The following is a 17,175-nucleotide window of genomic DNA, read 5'->3' on the forward strand; positions in this document are numbered from 1 at the left end:
GATTCAGCGAAGATTTATATAGGGTATGTTCGATTTTTGAATTTCGTTGAATGACTCGGGGTATCCCGCATCTGCGTAGCGCATCACGCCAAGGCTGGTGTCATTGGTCAGGGTTAGACGCAACCTTTCATCCGCTTCCGACGAACCATCTGCTATGGTTGTAACGCCCGCGCTGGTCATGTAGCCAGCATATCCACCTCCACCGGAGTGGATGGCGACGAGATCGGCCTGCGAAGAGCACGCCAGCATCGCATTGAGCAACGGCCAGTCAGCAATGGCGTCTGAGCCATCCTTCATGTTTTCGGTCATTATATTAGGATGCGCCATGGCTCCAGCGTCCAGATGGTCGCGCGTGAAGGCGACGGGGCCTGACAGAACGCCCTCACGTACCATGCGGTTTACGGCCAGTGCGACTTTGGTACGATCTCCATGTCCGAGCCACGCAATCCGTGCGGGCATCCCCTCCACCGGGACGTGCTGGCGGGCGAGGGTAATCCAGTTCATCACGGATGGATTGTCGGAAAATGTCTTCAATAGATAATCGTCGATTCGAATGAGATCGTTTTTGTCGTTGGAGAGCGCGATCCAGCGAAAAGGACCGATTCCGCGAGCAAAAAGAGGTCGGAGATAAGCTTCTGTGAAAATGGGGATGTCGAATGCGTTGGTCACCCCCGCAGTTTGCGCCTGCGTTCTGATAAGATTGCCGTTATCGAATACTATCGAGCCTTTCGCGCGAAAATCGAGCATCGCCTGCACATGTTGCGCGATAGAGGTCAGAGACAGTTTTGATAAACCACCGGGATCGCTCTGACGCATGGCCCGCGCTTCGTCGATAGAAAGGCCGCGAGGAATATATCCGTATATGAGGTCATGAGCAGACGTCTGGTCGGTCACGATATCGGGGGTCACGCCACGACGAAGTAATTCGGGGAAAATATCGGCGGCGTTGCCGCATAGTCCGATAGAACTGGCCTCTCCGGCCGCGCGAGCCTGGTCCGCCAAACGAAGCGCCTCGTCGAGGTCCGCCGCCTGATGCTGAAGATAGCCGTTTTCAATTCGGCGCCGTATGCGCGCTTCATCGACTTCCACACACAAAATTATCGCGCCGGCCAGTCGTCCGGCCAACGGCTGCGCGCCGCCCATGCCGCCCAGACCGGACGTCAAGATCAGGCGACCGGTCAGGTCGCCGTTGAAATGTTGTTCGGCGATACGACGGAATATTTCGTAAGTGCCCTGAATGACGCCTTGAGAGCCTATATACTGCCAGTCTCCGGCTGTCAGGCCGCCCCAGCAGATCAGCCCATCTTGCTCCAGCCGATAAAACTCATCAGCTTTCGCCCACTGACCCACGATATTGCAGTTCGCCATGATGACGATCGGCGCACGTTCATGCGTTTTTACGACGCCGATAGGCTTTCCCGATTGCACGATCAACGTTTCGTCATCATGCATCGTTGTCAACGCACTTACGATTGCATCATGCGATCGCCAGTCGCGTGCGGCTTTCCCCAATGCTGCGTAGACCACGAGGTTCGCTGGATCTTCGCCCACCGAAAGAACGTTTTCCAAAAGACGCAGCAGGCCCTCTTGCCGCCAGCCGCGACAGCGCAAATTACCGCCAGAGGTGACGCCAAACTCTTTCATGGTCATGAATCAGCTCCGGTTTTCAGGAAGACCAATAGCGTAACTGGCCAGATCGATGCCGAGCGCGCGTTCCACAGGAGGGTAGACCGCAGGGTCCAGAACGCTTGATGAGAGTGGAAATTTTGTTTTTTCCACATGAAGAACAAGGATTTCGTCGCCATCGGAAATCTCCCCAACGCTAAGAGGATATCCTGATGGAGAGAGCGTTGTGATGATATCGGGGAACGAGGAGATGCGTTGTCCAGCGGCGTCGTTCACCGCCATATATTCATTCATGACATGAAGTGTAAGGGCGTGATCCCCCGCACCGACAGTAATCGTACCGACATCAAAGGCTTCCGGCGTGTAGACAACCGATTTTTTTGATACTTTCCCCTGTGCGATAATCGCTCCGTCCAGTTGCCGCACGATAGTGTCGATAATGGCCGAACCTCCTTTGGAGGCGGCGTCGATAATGGCCTCTCCGAGGGCCAGTGCGCGGGAAATCCCGCCCCATGCGGCATGACGTTTTACATAGCTGGCGCGCAGTGGATTACGGCACGATGCGATGAAGCCGCCTGACATATCCGAAGCCGTGCGCAGAATGGGAGAGATACGCGCCGTAGCGCCTTTTGCGACGACTTCCAGATATGCGTTGTTCGCGCGGTTGCCGCCTACCACAGCCTGAATCATGGTTTCGGGCGATCCGGCCATGCCAATAGAGCCCATGTCGCCTGTGGGGTGGGCGCGCATGTCCCCAACGGCGTCGATGACCTTTGTGCCGAGAATGGCGCCGGGCAACCATGCGTTGAGCGTGCTGGACTTGCCGTTCTGTCCGATCATCAGTCCGTAGATTGGTTGGCCCAGTTCTTTCTCGACCAGACGCACGGCGTTGACATAATCGACGCCCAGCATCTGCCATTCCGTCGTGCTTGCGGGCGCTCCGATCGCGGCTGCGGTGGCAATGAACGCGTCGTCGGGAATCTCGTCGGCTTCGACCAGCTCAGGTTGCCCTGCGTTGACAGCTGCAGTTCCGAGCATACGGCCGTGTTCAACCCAGCCCCCGCCGCCACATGCGAAAACCGAGCCGCCAGCGATTGCGGCCTCAACATCTTTTTCAACCAGTATCCGGCCCATCGGGCGCTCCTTTCGTTGTCAGAGCTTCAGTTCAGGAGGTCGCGCGCAAGTAATGCGTCAGCGAGAACGCGCGCGCCCCGTACAGCGTCTTCCGGCGCGCACCACTCGTCAGGGTCATGACTGCGACCCTCTCGACACGGCGTGAAGATCATTGCGGACGGCGCCAGCCTCGCGAGAAACGCGGCGTCATGCCCCGCTCCGGAGACCATGCGTCGTTGAGAGAAGCCGTTTTCAATAGAAGACCTTTCTATAATGCCGATCAATTCCGGCGCGCATGGCGTCGGCGAGGTATCCGACTGGATGGTGAAACGCGTCAGCGTCGTTCCGCTGATTGAGGCGGCGTCGCGGCAAGTCGCCCGAATTGCTGAAACAAGCGCCTCGGCGACGTGACGTTCCGAGACGCGAATATCGACAATCATTCGCGCCGTGCGTGGAATGACGTTGGAGGCGTTGGGAGAAATGTCGATCACTCCGCAGGTTGCGGTGACGTGGCCAGCACCGGACCCGGCTTGCACTCCGGCCTCGGAGTGAACGAAGCTGACCACATGCGCAGCCGCGACGGCGGCGTCCTGTCGTCGATCCATCGGCGTCGTCCCTGCATGGTCCGCGCGTCCGGAGAATATGATTTCCAGTCGTGTTACCCCGGCGATGGCCTCGACAACTCCGATCTGGAGGCGTTCCTGCTCAAGAACGACGCCCTGTTCGATGTGCAACTCGAAAAAGGCGCGGATATCGGAACGTCTTGGCTCCGTGAGTTGAGCGGGATCGCCGCCCATGCGCGTTATGGCTTCGCTCAGGCTTTCATCCCATGGGGCGCGTAGCGCGAGGTGCTCCTGAGTAAGCGCGCCGGTCATTCCTCGGCTTCCGATGCAGGAAATCCCGAAGTCGCTCGGTTCTTCGGCAAGGAAGTCGACAATCTCAAGATGGTGACGCAACGATACGCCAGCGTCGGTAAACGCGCGCGCACACTCCAGGGCAGCGAGAACGCCCAAAACGCCATCGAAGCGACCGCCGTCCGGTACGGTGTCGGAATGCGATCCACTCATAAGAACGCCGACAGCGTTGTCGGATCCGGCCCTCCGTCCGATCAGATTGCCGCTTTCGTCGATGCGCGTTTCAAGGCCTGCGTCCTGAAAGCGTTCAACGAGCCACGTGCGCCCCTGCATGAAGCGTTCGGAGAAGGAGCGACGTGTGTAGGGACGAGCCGGATCGGTGATAGTCGCAAGTGCCTCGATGTCAGTCCACAGCCGGCTGCTTTGAACAAACCCGGCGATACTCATGAGGATGTTCTTGAGGAAGGAGGGCAGACGAACCGTCCTGCTCCCGGCTCCGCAAGCACATCGTGCCCGTCGAAAACCAGCTTTCCCCGCAACCAGGTTGCGGCGATACGCCAGTCGAGCGCGCGACCATCGTAGGCGCTCCACCCGGCGATGGAATGGCGACTATGCGTCGCGTCGTAGATCCAGTTCTCTCTTCTTGCGATTGTGATGTCAGCGTCGCGTCCCGGTGCGAGGCCGCCTTTTTGTGCGCTGAGACGAAACAGTCGTGCTGGATTTTCCGCCAGCAAACGCGCCGCATGCGATAGAGACAGTCCGCGCCGCGTGAGTTCTGTGAGGAACAGGGGGTAGAGCGCCTCCAACCCTGGCGCGCCGGAGGCGTTTTTCAGCATCTCGGGATCGGATTTTCTGCTCAGGGACCAGGATACATGGTCGGTGGAGACGACAGTGACGTTTCCGGCGGCGAGGTGCGCCCACAGACCTTCGACCTCTGCGCGCGGACGGATCGGAGGGTTGATCTTCGCTCGGCCGCCCAGACGTGCGACGTCATGTTCTTCATCGAGGATGAGATAATGTATGCAGGCTTCGACGCTCGTATCGAACCCTTGCTGGCGGTAGGCTTCACACAGGGCGTAGCCGCGCGCGACGGAGCAATGCACGACATGAGCCGAACATCCGGTCGCCGCCGCCGTCTCGTAAATCTGCGCCATGGCCAGCGTTTCCGCCAGTGGCGGACGCGACATGCCGTGGGCCCGCCAGTCCGTAACGCCGGCGCTTGTGACTGCGGCGATCCGCGCGCGGACCATTTCGTCGTCTTCGTTATGGACCCCGGCGATAAGGCCGGTTTTGGCGACGGCTTCGAAGCATGAAGCCAGCAGGTCCGGCGGAATTCTGGGGAAACGCACTGGGTCTGTGCCAAACGTCGAAAACTTGAAGCCGCAGGCTCCTGCTTCCGCAACGGCCGGAATGTGGCGGGGACCGTCATCCGGTGCGATTGTGCCCCACAGCGCGAAATCGACGCGCGCCTGTTCCCCGGCCTCGCGCGCCTTTTGCCGGAGATTTTCGGCAGTGCTGACCAGAAAGCCGTCATCATAAGGCATGTCGGCGATTGTCGTGACGCCGCCAGCCGCGGCGGCGCGGGTGCTCCAGATGAAATCCTCTTGCCCCTTCTGGGAGCGTGAGTGGACCTGCGGGTCGATCGCGCCGGGCAGGATCAGCGCGTCGCCATAATCCTGAATCTCACGTGCGTCGGGCGCTGGGCCCTGACCGATCTGGCTGATGCGGCCGTCGTCGATCACAATCCAGGCCGCTGGCGACACGGTCTGTGTGGTGACGACTGTGCCTTTGAGAAGCAGGTCATGCATCGGTTGGGGATTCCCTGACTGCAGGAGGGGGAAAGCGAAACGCGGCTGGCGGCGCGTTGGCGTAGGAGCGGGCGAAGCGATCCAGAACCGTTTCCGTTGACCGCAGGGCGTCGGAGACGGGACCGCTGTCGTCGAGCAAAGGCGTCTCTTGCTCCAGAGCGTGGAGAAGCGCTCCGGGCGCTCCACTGGCGTGAGCGTTCGACAGATGGATTGCCTGCCGCGCGGCCATGGCCTCAAGCGCGAGTAACGGGGCGAGCAAGGAAATCTGCGTTGTCAGTGCGCGTGCGACTGAGGGGAGGTAGCTGGCCTCGTCCTCGAACCCGTTGGCCACAGGAATCTGATACAGCGATGTGGGCGTGGATTCCCGCAGGATCGAGGTCGTTAGATCTGCGGCAAGTTTGGTGGCGGCTCCAAACGCGACCTGCCGTCCGGGTTCGAGGGTCAGGTTGCGCGGCAGGCCGGAAAGATCCTCGCGACAGAGGGCAAGAATGCGCCCGAGCGCGCCCCGAACGTAATGGCAAAGCGCGAGGACGAGCGATTGAGCGTCGAGGGCCAGCCCAAGCGGAAGCGATGCGCCGGAAGTCATGGCCCGGCCATCGAGAAGTATCGGATTGTCGTCAGCGTGCGACAGGTTGTGCGCGAGCGTCTCTTCGGCACGGTCCAGCGCGCAGAGCAGGCCACCGCCGATTTGTGGCATGCAGCGGAAACTTAGTGGATCTTGAAGGTTTCGGCGCGGCGTCCAGTCACTTTCACTGCACAGACTTTGCAGAAAGCACGCCACGCGCGTTTCCGTTTCTGTTCCGGTGAGCCGCGCCGTTTCCCACGGCGCTCCGAAGGCGCCAAATCCTGCGGCGCTGAGGGTAAAAACTGACAGCAGCAGGGGCAACCGCGCGCGGAGGTCAGCGACGGCGATCGCCACCCCGGCAACGCCCAGCGCGTTGCTGGAGAGAACTGTCATCACGTCCTTTGGCCCCGGATCGATCGGCGCGAGACTGAACCGGGTGAGCAGCGCGGCGGCAGATTCCGGCTGCTCATGGTCGGGGCCGTAGGCGTCTCCTTCACCAAGGAGGGTGGCGCCGATATGGCTCATCAACCCGACGTCGGCGCAACCGATAGAGCCATATTCAGGCACGACCGGTGTGATACCTGCGTTCAAAAGCGCCGCGAGCGCATGGGCGAGATGCACGCTGGCGCCAGTGTGACCGGTCAGCAAGCCATTCAACCGGGCCGTCATGGCCGTCCTGACCACACGGCGCGGCATATGCGGGCCGGTTCCGAGCAAGTGGGAACGTAGGAGCCGCAGCGCATATTTCGGGCGCTCGTCACCCGACACCCGGCTGTCCTTGAATGCGCCGACCATGCTGGTCGTGCCGTAGATGCCGTCGCCTCTGTCGAGAGCGCGTTCAAGCGAGCGTTGGCCAGCAAGAAGACGCGCTACGCCATCTCCGCCGAGCTTTACATAAGCGCCGTCAGCGACTGCGATCAGGTCGCTCAGCGGCAATGTTGTTCCGGTCAGAGTGATCGCGGTCACGGCGGCCTTTCTTTCGTTGGCGTTGACTAAAGTGTTTCATCATCAGGGGACCGCTCCCCTATGCTTTTTGGTGCGTGGGCTATACCTCCGGACCGTCCGGGCCATAAGGCGGTCGTGAGAACGCGGGCGAGAGCAGGGCGGCCAACGCCGGAAGCGCCGCGATCGACACATAAAGCGCGGCGCTGGGGACGCCGCGCCAGACATTTCCGAGAGCGGTCAAAATCGCCGGCGCGAAGCCGCCAAATAGAGAAACTGCGATATTATACGACAATGCGATGCCGCTTGCGCGCACTGATTTCGGGAACAGCCCAGCGATTCCCAAGGGCGCCGCGCCAACAAACTGGGAAACCAGAAAACACAATAAGGCGGCGACTACGATCATGGTGATGACGCCGTGGCTGACAGTCAACATGGACAAGATGGGGGCGGGAAGAATCAAAAGCAGGAAAGCGGAGGCGAGCATGATGCGCCGTGCGCCGAACCGGTCAGCCAGTTTGCCCGCTGTAAGTGAGCCTGCCACCAGCGCGATGTTGCCAAAGAGGTAGGCCACGTAGCTGGCGTGGGGCGCGACGCCAAAAAAACGCTGCACGTAGAGAGGAAGGTATATGATCAGGGCATAGGGCGCAGCGCCCCATAACAGGGATAGCCCAAGTGCGGCGAAAACAGAGCCCTTGTGGCGCTTCGCCAAAACGCCGATGGCGAGCGTTTCGCGAGCTGCCACTCTTCGGACCGGCGAGAACGCGTTGCGACGCATGATGACGCCGAGCGGGATGATTGCAAGACCGATAGCAAATGGCGCGCGCCACCCCCACCCGGCGATCTGCGCGTCGCTCAGAAACGCCGTGACGCAGGCGGCGACGAGTGCGCCGAGCATATTCGACAGCCCCATGGTCGCCTGCAGGAAGGAGGCGGCGAACCCTGCTCGTCCACCGGCGGCCCCCTCGACAAGGAATGCCGCAGCTCCTCCGATTTCGCCGCCTGCTGAAATTCCTTGTAATAGACGCCCGACGCACAGAACGATGATCGAGGCGCGCCCGGCGATCGCGTAAGGCGGGTCGAACAGAATGCAGGCTGTGCCGACGCCCATCAATGCGCATGTCAGCATCAGCGTCGGACCGCGCCCACGCGCGTCGGCATAATGTCCGAGCAGCAACGCCCCCAGCGGGCGGGCGACGGCGCCCAGTCCGAACACCAGCAGGCTCTGGGCCAGAAGGGACAGTGGATCGGACGGCGGCAGCAATGCTTTCGCGATATAGGGTGCAAAGAGCGCGTAGACCGAGAAGTCATACCATTCGAGAAGATTGCCGACGCAGGCGGCCACGATCGTCGTTTTTTTCGCCCGTGGCTGCACCGTTGTCATGACGACGCCTCGTGCTCAGAAACTTGCGCTGATCGTGCCGAAGAACTGCCGTGGCGCGCCCATCAGGAAATAATTGTAGCCGGTATTCGTGAAGTTGTTTCCCAGTTCGTTCGTCGTCGCGATGTAGGTTTTGTTCGTCAGGTTGTAGATATTGAATGCCGCAGTAATGCCCTTCAGAGGCCCTGCATTTCCAAAATTGTATCGCGCTCCGAAATTCATCAGGAAATATCCCGGCGCATGCAGGTCGTTGGTATAGGTCAACTGCCGATGCGACATGTAGATTCCGTCGACATGCGTATCGAAACCGCCGATGCGGTAGGTGATGTTCGCTTTATACATGAACTGCGGATAGTTCGGGACCAGTTTGCCGCGCGTCGGCTCGACGCCGGAGGACGTCGCGACGTTCTGGTCATACGTCGAGTGCGCGTAGGAGAAGGAGTTGTAGATTGAAAGGCCTTCCAAAGGCCGAACGGTCACGCTCGCTTCCGCGCCGTTGGTCGTCACGCCGCCGACGTTCTGCACTGCGGTGATCGGGTTGATACCCGAATTGTTGGTGATCAACTGCAACCGGTTGGAAAAATTGATGCGATAGAGGGAGGCGAGAGCGCTGACAATCGGGGAGGTGTAGCGGTAGCCGCCTTCGTATACCCAGTCCGTTTCCGGTTTCAGCGTGTTTTTCGTCGCCTGAAAACTGGCCTGCGAGGCGGTCCACGGCGTCGCCGACACGTTGGTTCCGTAGCCGTCGAGAGGGAAGGACCGCATGTTATGCGATACGTCGAAGAACAATTCGTGACGAGGCAGGAATCGCCATATCGCGGAAACCTGAGGCAGGAAGGCGTTTGACGCCTCCAGACGCCCCTGCGCGACCTGTGTGCCGTTGATGGCGGCGTCCTGCGTCAGCACGCTGTTGCCGGAATTGACGATCATCGACTTGAAGCCTGCGTTCACCGTCAGTGTGTCGGTAATCTTGTAGGTGTCCTGCAGGTGGAACACGAATGTGTTCGTGGAGAACGCTTCCTGCCATGGGGTCGCAAAAATTTTGTTGCCCGGAAAGCCGGTGGTCGGGTTGCCGAGCGTGCCCTGCCCAAGCAGCGGCGCCTCGGTGAAATAACGGCTTTCGGTGAAGTTGCCGTATTCATACCAGACGCCCGCATTCAGTTTATGCCGCCCGATTTTCCATGTCAGGGCCGTTTCGAAACCGCCTCGCGCGATGCCCGGAGTCTGGACGCGCTGCGAGATCGGCGCACCGTTAGGCGAAGGCATGTAGGGTGTCGTCCAGGTGCTGTATCCGCTATCGCCATGGGCGTACAACGTGGTTTTCCAGTTCAGCGACGATGTGAGATTTTCGTCGAGCGTAACGCCGCCCAGATAGTCGACGCGATTGGCCGTGCCCGCGTAGTAAGCGGCGTCGAGAGGATCGTTGGTCTTGAGCACGGTCGAAGAATAGTGGCCGAGGGCCGCGTTATAGGCCGCAGTGTAATCGGGGTAATAGTTGGCGAGGTTGGGGCCGACCGTATGCAGCCAGTTCATCGTCATGTCCTGATAGTCGAACTGCTGGATCGAACTCCAGTCGAAGAAGACTTTCACGGAAGAGCCACGCGCGAGCGGTTGTACGAATTTCGCATTGACCTGATCCGAATGATCGTAACCGGAACCTTTCCACAAATTTTCATTCAGGCGCGCGTAAGAAACGTAAAACCGCGTTCCGGTCGGGTTCAGGTCGCCGCTTTCCAGACGCACGAACGTCCGCATCGTGGAATTGCTGCCGAAGGTCTGGCCAATTGAGCCGCCCCGCTTGTGCGACGGATCAAGCGAGTGCGTCTCGATGGCTCCGCCCAGGTTGCTGGTGGAGGCGACGTCGATTGCGCCTGCTCCCTGCGATACGTCGACGCCACCGACATTGTCAGAAATGATGGCGCGCGTCACGGCGAGGCCATTGTAGTTGTTAAACTGTTGATCGCCGAGCGGAATGTCGTCGAGCGTGAATCCAAGTTGAGACTGGCTGAACCCGCGCATGAAAATCTGGCTGGAATACTCATAAGCGCCAAATGGATCCGCCGATTGATAGACGACGCCCGGCAATTGGCTCAGCACCTTCAGGGGCGACGTGCCGGGCACGCTTTGCTGCATCATCGTGTGAGTGACGCTGGTCATTTGCCGTGTGGAGCCGCGCCCGAAGACGGTCACGGCTTCGTTGCCCTGCGCGATCGCCTTGGCGTGTCGTGGCGTGGATTGTGGGCTGGTGGGTGAGGATGCAGAGCCTGCCGCCGCGGGGTGCGTCAGCGGCTTTCGCAACGTCTTCGGTTTGGAGGAGGTTGGGGCTGCGTAGGCGCTGGAAATAATTGCAAGGCTGCTGATGATGCTGGAAAGTGTGAGGAGTTGCCGAGACGTCATTGCGGTATTTCCCTGGCTTGTAAGGTGGGTTTCAGAGGGCCGTTGGACGATGTGCGGCGTCGCCCGGACGCAGCCCGAATTGGTAGATGAGTGCGCATCCGACGCCGATTGCGCTGGCGACAAGCATCGACGGCGTAAAACTGGAGAAATGATCGGCCAGCGCGCCGGTGATCGCTGGCGCCAGGGCTCCCCCGAGAGAGCCTCCAGTATTTTGGATGGCTTCGAGCGTAGCGACGCGATTTTCCGATGCGATAACTGTTCCGAGAGTCCACCCGCACGTCATGGCGAGCCCTCCCGCAAACAGGGCGAGCGCCATAAACGCGACCATGAGAGGGAGACCAAGGTGTAACGTCGTCAAAGCGGTGGCGCAGGCTGAGGTCAGCATAGCCAACACAAGTGGCGTTCTGCTGGCGTTGAGTGGATCCATCCCACGAGCGGCCAGCCGATCCGAGATGAATCCGCCCAGAACGCTCCCGGCGAAACCGCAGAATTGAGGCGCAGCCGATAAAAGTCCGGCTTGATCGGCAGTCAGTTTCTGAGATTTTTCGAGCCACGCAGGCATCCACGTCGCATAGAGCCATGTCACGTAGATGACGCCAGCGAAACCGGCGGTAATGACCCAACTCGAACGTCTACGCAGCAGATAGCTTAGATCGTCTTTGAGGATTCCGGTAATTCCGGAATGAACCGTGGGTGAAGGCGGAGGAAGAGCGTGACGATCATCTGGCGCGAGCGGCAACTCCTGCGGTTCGCGATAGAAAATAATCCAGGCCAGTGCAAGAAGAAGGCTGACGGCGCCGATGGTCACCGACATGCCGCGCCAGCCCCACACCGCCATGATCGCAAGCAGAACTGGCGGGGCGATGGCTGGCCCCAAAGCGGCCGAGCCGTTGAACAACCCGATCGGCCGTCCGCGTTCTTCCGGGCTGAACCACAGGACAAGCGCGCGCGTGCCCGAAAGGAAAAGCGGCGTCTCGCCTAGTCCTAATCCGATGCGGGCAAGAAACAGACCCGTAGAACCATGCACAAGCCCAAACGCCATTTGGGCGCAGGACCAGATAGCGAGCCCCGCGCCAAGAAGGCTTCGGCTGTTGACGCGATCCGCGAGCAGACCCATCGGAATTTGTCCGGCGAGATACGCCCAGGCGAAGACCGATAGCAGCAGGCCCATCCGAGTGTAGGACATGTGCATATCCGCCATAACTGCGGTGCTGCTGACCGACAGCGCTGCTCGGTCGATGTAGCTGATGCAGCCAGCGGCTATCAGAAAAGCGACCGTCCATGTCCGGCGGCGCGCGACGGCAGGGGAGAGAGACGCAGGCGACGCGCTCATGCCGCAGGCTTTCGTGACGCGGAGTTTCCCTCCATACGAATTTCGGCGAAACATGCGCGCAGACGCTCGATGATCGCGAGATTCGAATGATCCTTCCTCCATATCAGGCGCGTCGTCATGCGGTAACGATCCGGCAGAGGCCAGGCATGGACAGCCTGAGACTGAAACGATCCGGCGGGCAGAATTGCGCAGCATGTTCCGTCTTCGACGAGCCGGAGGATCAGCGACAGCGACTGCGTTTCAAAAATTGCGGTTGGCGTTACGCCTTCCTGATCGAGATAGCGATCCGTGATGCGGCGTAGGCCTGTCCCCAGAGCGGGCACGGCAAGAAGTTGCGTGCTGATGATCATTTGTGGCGTTTGTCCGCTTCTGGGGCCATGCGAGCGGTCGAACACCAGATAAATTGGCGATCTTTCGAGATCCTCGCGATCCAGACTGGATGGAATATCGATCAGGTCGGTCAATCCGGCGTCGAATCTGCCGTCGAGAAGTCCTTCCACCATCTGCGGCGCGGCGATGGTCGAAATTGTGAGGGAGGGTTGATAACGGCGGTGGCGCCAGAGACGAACGAGGTTGGCCAGCACTGCTGTCAACGAGCTTTCGCTACTGGTCGGCATCATGGACGCAAGGCGCAGCGTTCTTGATTCCCGGAAATAGCTGAAGTTCTCGTCTCGGGTGATTTGCCGGTATGTGTTGTCTACGAGCTGGCACCCCTGCCGCAGCAGCTCGGCGGCGGCAGTTGGTTCGGCTCCACTGGAACTGCGCACGAAGAGCGTGCGACCGAGAATGTCCTCAAGCCTGCGGATCTGCCGCGAAAGCGTCGGTTGCGTAAGCGACAGCCGTTGCGCCGCCGCAGCGATACGCCCCGTTTCGTAGACGGTGAGGAAGTAACCGATCATGCGCAAAGTCAGGCCTGACTGAAGCAGGGCGCGCATGTCGTGGGTCGACAAAGGGGCGGGTGCGTTCTCTTCGGGCTGCCCGATGATCTGGTTGTTGGAGATCAGGGATCCGCACCAGCCCAGTAATTGACGGGCGGAGTTATACAGGCTTTCGCCATACGCGGTTGTCAGCGCCCGGCCTCCCTTGCGGAGCGACGTGCGGGACAAGAGGTGCGCCGCCATCGCCTGTTCAAGCGCAGACACGCTGTGAGTGATCGCGGACGCGCTGACGCCCAGAGCGAGGGCGGCGCGCGCGGCGGAGCCTTCGTCTATAAGGCTCGTAAAGTAGATCAGTGCCGGAAGTTCCATTCCTGCGTGCGCCCCGGAGACTGTGATGACGAGAGTCTTGTCGTGAACGTTTGCGGGAGTGAGAAATAAATAACTAATTATTTTTGTTATTTATAAAAACCCCGCCCCGCAATCGTATCGCAGCACTTCTGTAACGATCTCGCAATTGCAATCGTGCAAGAGGCATGGGGCGTGCACAAAAAAGCATATATGTTGAAACGATCGAGTGATCATTGATTTTTTGAAATGAGTCGCGCGGAGGCGGGAGAAATCCGGGGGAAAAGCCTGGGCCAGCGCATCGTCGGATGCGCCGGATGTGCGAAACTGTTCCGGCGAAGTGCACGCTTTGCGGTCTGAACGGAGCGCCGCGGGTTGGGGCGTGTCAGGCCGTAACGAACCGGACGATTTGATAAAGACGCATCAGAACGAAAAACCAAAGCCTGTAATGTTCTTGAAAGCCACGTGCGAGCGTCTTCAGGCGGGCAGTAGGGCAGGCCATCAAGGTGAAAACGAGAGATAGTTCCGACAGACGCTCTTAGTCCGGCAAACTCAGTGAAGGGAGAACGCTCCGGGCCGACGCGCTCCCCGATCTGAATCGTCCAGAAAACTCGTCGGCCGGAAGATGGCTTCCAGTTCGCTCTAAAACGGACCCGAGCCCTGTCGTCATCTACTTCGGCAAAATGACCGAAAGCGGCGCTACCTGAACGGCCGGCTCACGCGCCAGCGTAGCCGTCGCCTACCATGTCGAGCGGCTTTACATGCCGGTCGAACGTCTCCGCGTCGACGCCGAGCGCCAGCGCCGCCTCGCGGAGCGTTTCGTCGTGTTCGATTGCGTGATGAGCGACGGCCGAGGCCTTGTCGTATCCGACCACTGGACTCAGGGCGGTGACCAGCATGACCGAACCTTCGACGTAGCGGCGGATGCGTTCTTCGTTGAGCGTTGTGCCCTCGACCGAGAAAATGCGGAAATTGTGACAGCCGTCGGCCAGAATGCGGATTGCGTGCAGGACATTCGCCACGATGACCGGGCGCATGACGTTCAGTTCCAGATTGCCTTGCGCTCCGGCGAACGCGACGGCTGCGTCGTTGCCCAGCACCTGTGTGGCGATCATGACCAGCGCCTCGCACTGCGTCGGGTTCACCTTGCCCGGCATGATCGACGAACCGGGTTCGTTTTCCGGCAGGCGCAGTTCTCCCAGCCCGCAACGAGGACCGGAGCCAAGCCAGCGCATGTCGTTTGCTATCTTCATCAGTGCGACGGCGACGCCGCGCAGGCCTGCCGACGCGCGCACCATGGCGTCAAGACCGCCAAGAGCCGCAAATTTGTTCGGCGCGGTGACAAAAGCGCGTCCGGTGAGGCTTGCGATCTGCTCAGCGATGGCTCGGCTGAAACCAGGAGGCGCGTTGAGGCCGGTGCCCACGGCGGTCCCTCCGGCGGCAAGCTGCAACAGGCCGCCCCGGGCGGCTCTCAACGCATCCAGAGCGTCTTCGAGCTGCTGCGCCCAGCCGGACCATTCCTGCCCGACAGTCAAAGGCACGGCGTCCTGCAGGTGCGTACGGCCGATCTTCACGACTTTCGCCCACAGTTCCGCTTTGCTGGAGATCGCGGCGACCAGAGCTTCCACCTGCGGGATGAGCGCGTCGTCGATCTGCAGGAGCGTGACGACGTGCATCGTGGTGGGAAACGAGTCATTGCTCGATTGCCCCATATTGACGTCGTCATTGGGATGAACGGGTTTCTTCGAACCGATCTCTCCGCCCAGAAGCTGGATTGCGCGATTTGAGATCACTTCGTTGGCGTTCATATTGGTCTGGGTGCCGGAGCCGGTTTGCCACACGAACAGCGGGAACTCGTGGTCCAGTTTGCCCGCAGTCACTTCGTCCGCCGCGCGAATGATCGCGTCCGCCTTCCATTGCGGGAGCCGCCCGTCGGCCGCGTTCACCAAGGCGGCGGCTTTTTTTACCACGCCATAGGCCCGGCACAGCTCGATCGGCATTACGTCGCGGCCGATCGAGAAATGCACCAGACTGCGTTGCGTCTGCGCGCCCCAGTAATGGTCGGCGGGCACTTCGATGGAGCCCATGGAGTCCGTCTCGACGCGCACGCCGCTTGCATCGATCCCGATGGGAAGATCGCGTATCTCGTGATTGTCGCTCATCGCATGCTCCTGACTTTTGAAATTTCAGCTTCAGCCGGTGGGGCCCCGGGCGCGCCCGGCGAGGTGTGGCGCCTGAAATGCGCCGCGGCTCAGGCGCCTTCCCGGTCACTAGCGCATCGTGATCGCGCCTAAAGTATCCTCATGGAGTCAGGCGCTTTGACCTAATCACGATCTGCTGCTGCGGCGAGGCTCCCCATCAGAAGCCTGTGCCCAACGTCGCAATTGCGCCGCGCCGCAGCGCCAGTCCGAGCTGAATCCAGCCGACGCCGACGAAGATCAACTCCGCAGCGATAATAGTGCCGATCAGCCACAGTCCGGACCACGGAAGAGTAGCATATAACGTCATGCCAACGACAAAGCTGAACAGCCCGCCAAGCAGGACGACCCACCAGCCGGACAGTTCCCGATGGCGTGCTGCGATCACTGCACGCGTCACGCCGCTGATGACCAGACTGACAGCCACGAAGATCGTGATGACGACCGAGCCTGCGACCGGTTCCTCTATCAGCAGGCCGCCACCCACAACATACAGCGCGCCTCCGAGAATGGAGAACAGAAAACCTCCCCAGTCTTTCACTGCGAAAGCGTGGATGACCTGCGCTACGCCAGCGGCGATCAGGAGGGCCCCCAGCACGATTGTGCTGGCGAGCGTGACGGAAATTGCGTCAACCCATGCGATTGCGCCGAGAACGATGCTGACGACGCCAAGGGCGACGAACAGGAACCAATGTTTTTTGCCGAGAGTTGCGGTCACGGATCCCGATCCTTTGTCTTTCGTTTTCTTGCCGAACGATCCTACGCCCTTCCTGGCGCCCGTGTCGCGGTCGGTGATGAACGAGAGCTAATCTGCGCGCGGATTAAACGCTCGTTCGGAGCATGGCGGATGTGCGGACAAGGGGGTGGTTGACCGACGGCCTGACGGTCACGGCGCCGGAGTAGTCCCGAACCTGCGCGTTATTTTGTGCTGGTCGAAGCGGAGAGGACAGCGCTTTTCGGACCGGGAAACCATGCGTCGGTCCAGCCTCTGAGCCGATAGTCGGTCAGCCCGATCCACTCGTGTGCGGCCCAGTCCAGCGTCGCCAGACGGCCGCCGAGAGACAGAGGCCATGCGCTTAATCGTTCGCGCGACACATATCCCACAGGCCAGGGCAGCACGTTCCACCCGATCTTGCGGAACACCCCTACAGAGCGCGGCATATGGCTGGCGGAGGTAATCAACACCCAGACCTCGTCAGGTTTCGGATGAACAAGGGCGTAGCTGTCAGTGGCGTTTTCGCGCGTCGTGCGCGAACGATCTTCGTAGATCACGCGGTCTGGAGGCAGTCCAAGCTCGTTGAGAGCCATCCGCGCCCATTTGGCCTCGTTCGACACGCCCTGCTTGATGTCGCCAGACCCCCCGGTGAAGATCAGTTTCGCATCCGGATACCGGCGGCTCAAGGCCACGAAAGCGGTCAGACGGTTGGCGGCGTTGGCGATGATCGGCGTCCCTCGGTCCTGACTGAGCACGTCGTCGATCGATCCGCCAAGGACGATGACCCCGTTCACGTGGGCAGGCGGGTCAACGATTTGCGGAAAGCGGTCGTCGAGCGGCCTGACCGCCCATTGTTCGACGGGAAATAAGAGGCACGCCCCGAAACCGATGGCGGCGGCCCACACCAGAGCGCGCCCGGCGCGCGTCGCGCGAAACAGCAGCCCGAGTAGCAACGCCTCGACCAGCAGGGCGGTTGGGGAGAGGGCGATCGTCAGGATTTTGCCGATGGTGAACACGGTG

At 60.4% G+C, this 17,175-nt stretch carries 12 protein-coding genes; all 12 read right to left on the reverse strand.

The window, feature by feature from the left end; all coding sequences use genetic code 11:
- Positions 1 to 3 precede the first annotated feature (3 nt).
- The 12 genes from HK28_RS01090 to HK28_RS01145 all read right to left on the reverse strand — a co-directional run bounded on the left by HK28_RS01090 (position 4) and on the right by HK28_RS01145 (position 17,171).
- On the reverse strand, positions 4 to 1,650 hold the full coding sequence (locus HK28_RS01090; RefSeq protein WP_198945747.1) for a urocanate hydratase: 1,647 nt from the start codon (positions 1,648 to 1,650) through the stop codon (positions 4 to 6).
- Between the two features lie 3 nt (positions 1,651 to 1,653).
- Positions 1,654 to 2,760, reverse strand: coding sequence for a DUF917 family protein (locus HK28_RS01095; protein ID WP_086642752.1), 1,107 nt, complete (start codon positions 2,758 to 2,760; stop codon positions 1,654 to 1,656).
- A gap of 26 nt (positions 2,761 to 2,786) precedes the next feature.
- Positions 2,787 to 4,040: a Zn-dependent hydrolase gene (locus HK28_RS01100; protein ID WP_086642753.1), complete on the reverse strand. Its 1,254-nt coding sequence runs from the start codon at positions 4,038 to 4,040 to the stop codon at positions 2,787 to 2,789.
- Positions 4,037 to 5,401, reverse strand: a complete 1,365-nt coding sequence (locus tag HK28_RS01105; RefSeq protein ID WP_086642754.1) for a dihydroorotase family protein — start codon at positions 5,399 to 5,401, stop codon at positions 4,037 to 4,039. The genes HK28_RS01100 and HK28_RS01105 overlap by 4 nt, the downstream gene beginning before the upstream one ends.
- Positions 5,394 to 6,932 (reverse strand): aromatic amino acid lyase, encoded by a 1,539-nt coding sequence (locus HK28_RS01110; protein WP_086642755.1) that lies wholly within the window; start codon positions 6,930 to 6,932, stop codon positions 5,394 to 5,396. The genes HK28_RS01105 and HK28_RS01110 overlap by 8 nt, the downstream gene beginning before the upstream one ends.
- 79 nt (positions 6,933 to 7,011) lie before the next feature.
- Positions 7,012 to 8,292, reverse strand: a complete 1,281-nt coding sequence (locus HK28_RS01115; RefSeq protein ID WP_086642756.1) for an MFS transporter — start codon at positions 8,290 to 8,292, stop codon at positions 7,012 to 7,014.
- A gap of 15 nt (positions 8,293 to 8,307) precedes the next feature.
- On the reverse strand, positions 8,308 to 10,686 hold the full coding sequence (locus HK28_RS01120; protein WP_086642757.1) for a TonB-dependent receptor: 2,379 nt from the start codon (positions 10,684 to 10,686) through the stop codon (positions 8,308 to 8,310).
- Between the two features lie 31 nt (positions 10,687 to 10,717).
- The gene (locus tag HK28_RS01125; RefSeq protein WP_158093346.1) at positions 10,718 to 12,019 is read right to left on the reverse strand and encodes an MFS transporter; all 1,302 of its coding nucleotides are present in this window, start codon (positions 12,017 to 12,019) and stop codon (positions 10,718 to 10,720) included.
- On the reverse strand, positions 12,016 to 13,266 hold the full coding sequence (locus HK28_RS01130) for a LysR family transcriptional regulator (protein ID WP_086642759.1): 1,251 nt from the start codon (positions 13,264 to 13,266) through the stop codon (positions 12,016 to 12,018). Before HK28_RS01130 ends, HK28_RS01125 begins: the two co-directional genes overlap by 4 nt.
- A gap of 692 nt (positions 13,267 to 13,958) precedes the next feature.
- Complete coding sequence (gene fumC, locus HK28_RS01135; protein ID WP_086642760.1) at positions 13,959 to 15,404, reverse strand: class II fumarate hydratase; 1,446 nt, start codon at positions 15,402 to 15,404, stop codon at positions 13,959 to 13,961.
- A 196-nt stretch (positions 15,405 to 15,600) separates the two neighbouring features.
- Positions 15,601 to 16,158, reverse strand: coding sequence for an HdeD family acid-resistance protein (locus HK28_RS01140; RefSeq protein ID WP_086642761.1), 558 nt, complete (start codon positions 16,156 to 16,158; stop codon positions 15,601 to 15,603).
- 200 nt (positions 16,159 to 16,358) lie between these two features.
- Positions 16,359 to 17,171 (reverse strand): YdcF family protein, encoded by an 813-nt coding sequence (locus tag HK28_RS01145; protein ID WP_086642762.1) that lies wholly within the window; start codon positions 17,169 to 17,171, stop codon positions 16,359 to 16,361.
- Between the last annotated feature and the right edge of the window lie 4 nt (positions 17,172 to 17,175).

Origin of the sequence: Acetobacter sp. DsW_063, assembly GCF_002153745.1 — a bacterium.
Taxonomy (GTDB): Bacteria; Pseudomonadota; Alphaproteobacteria; order Acetobacterales; family Acetobacteraceae; genus Acetobacter.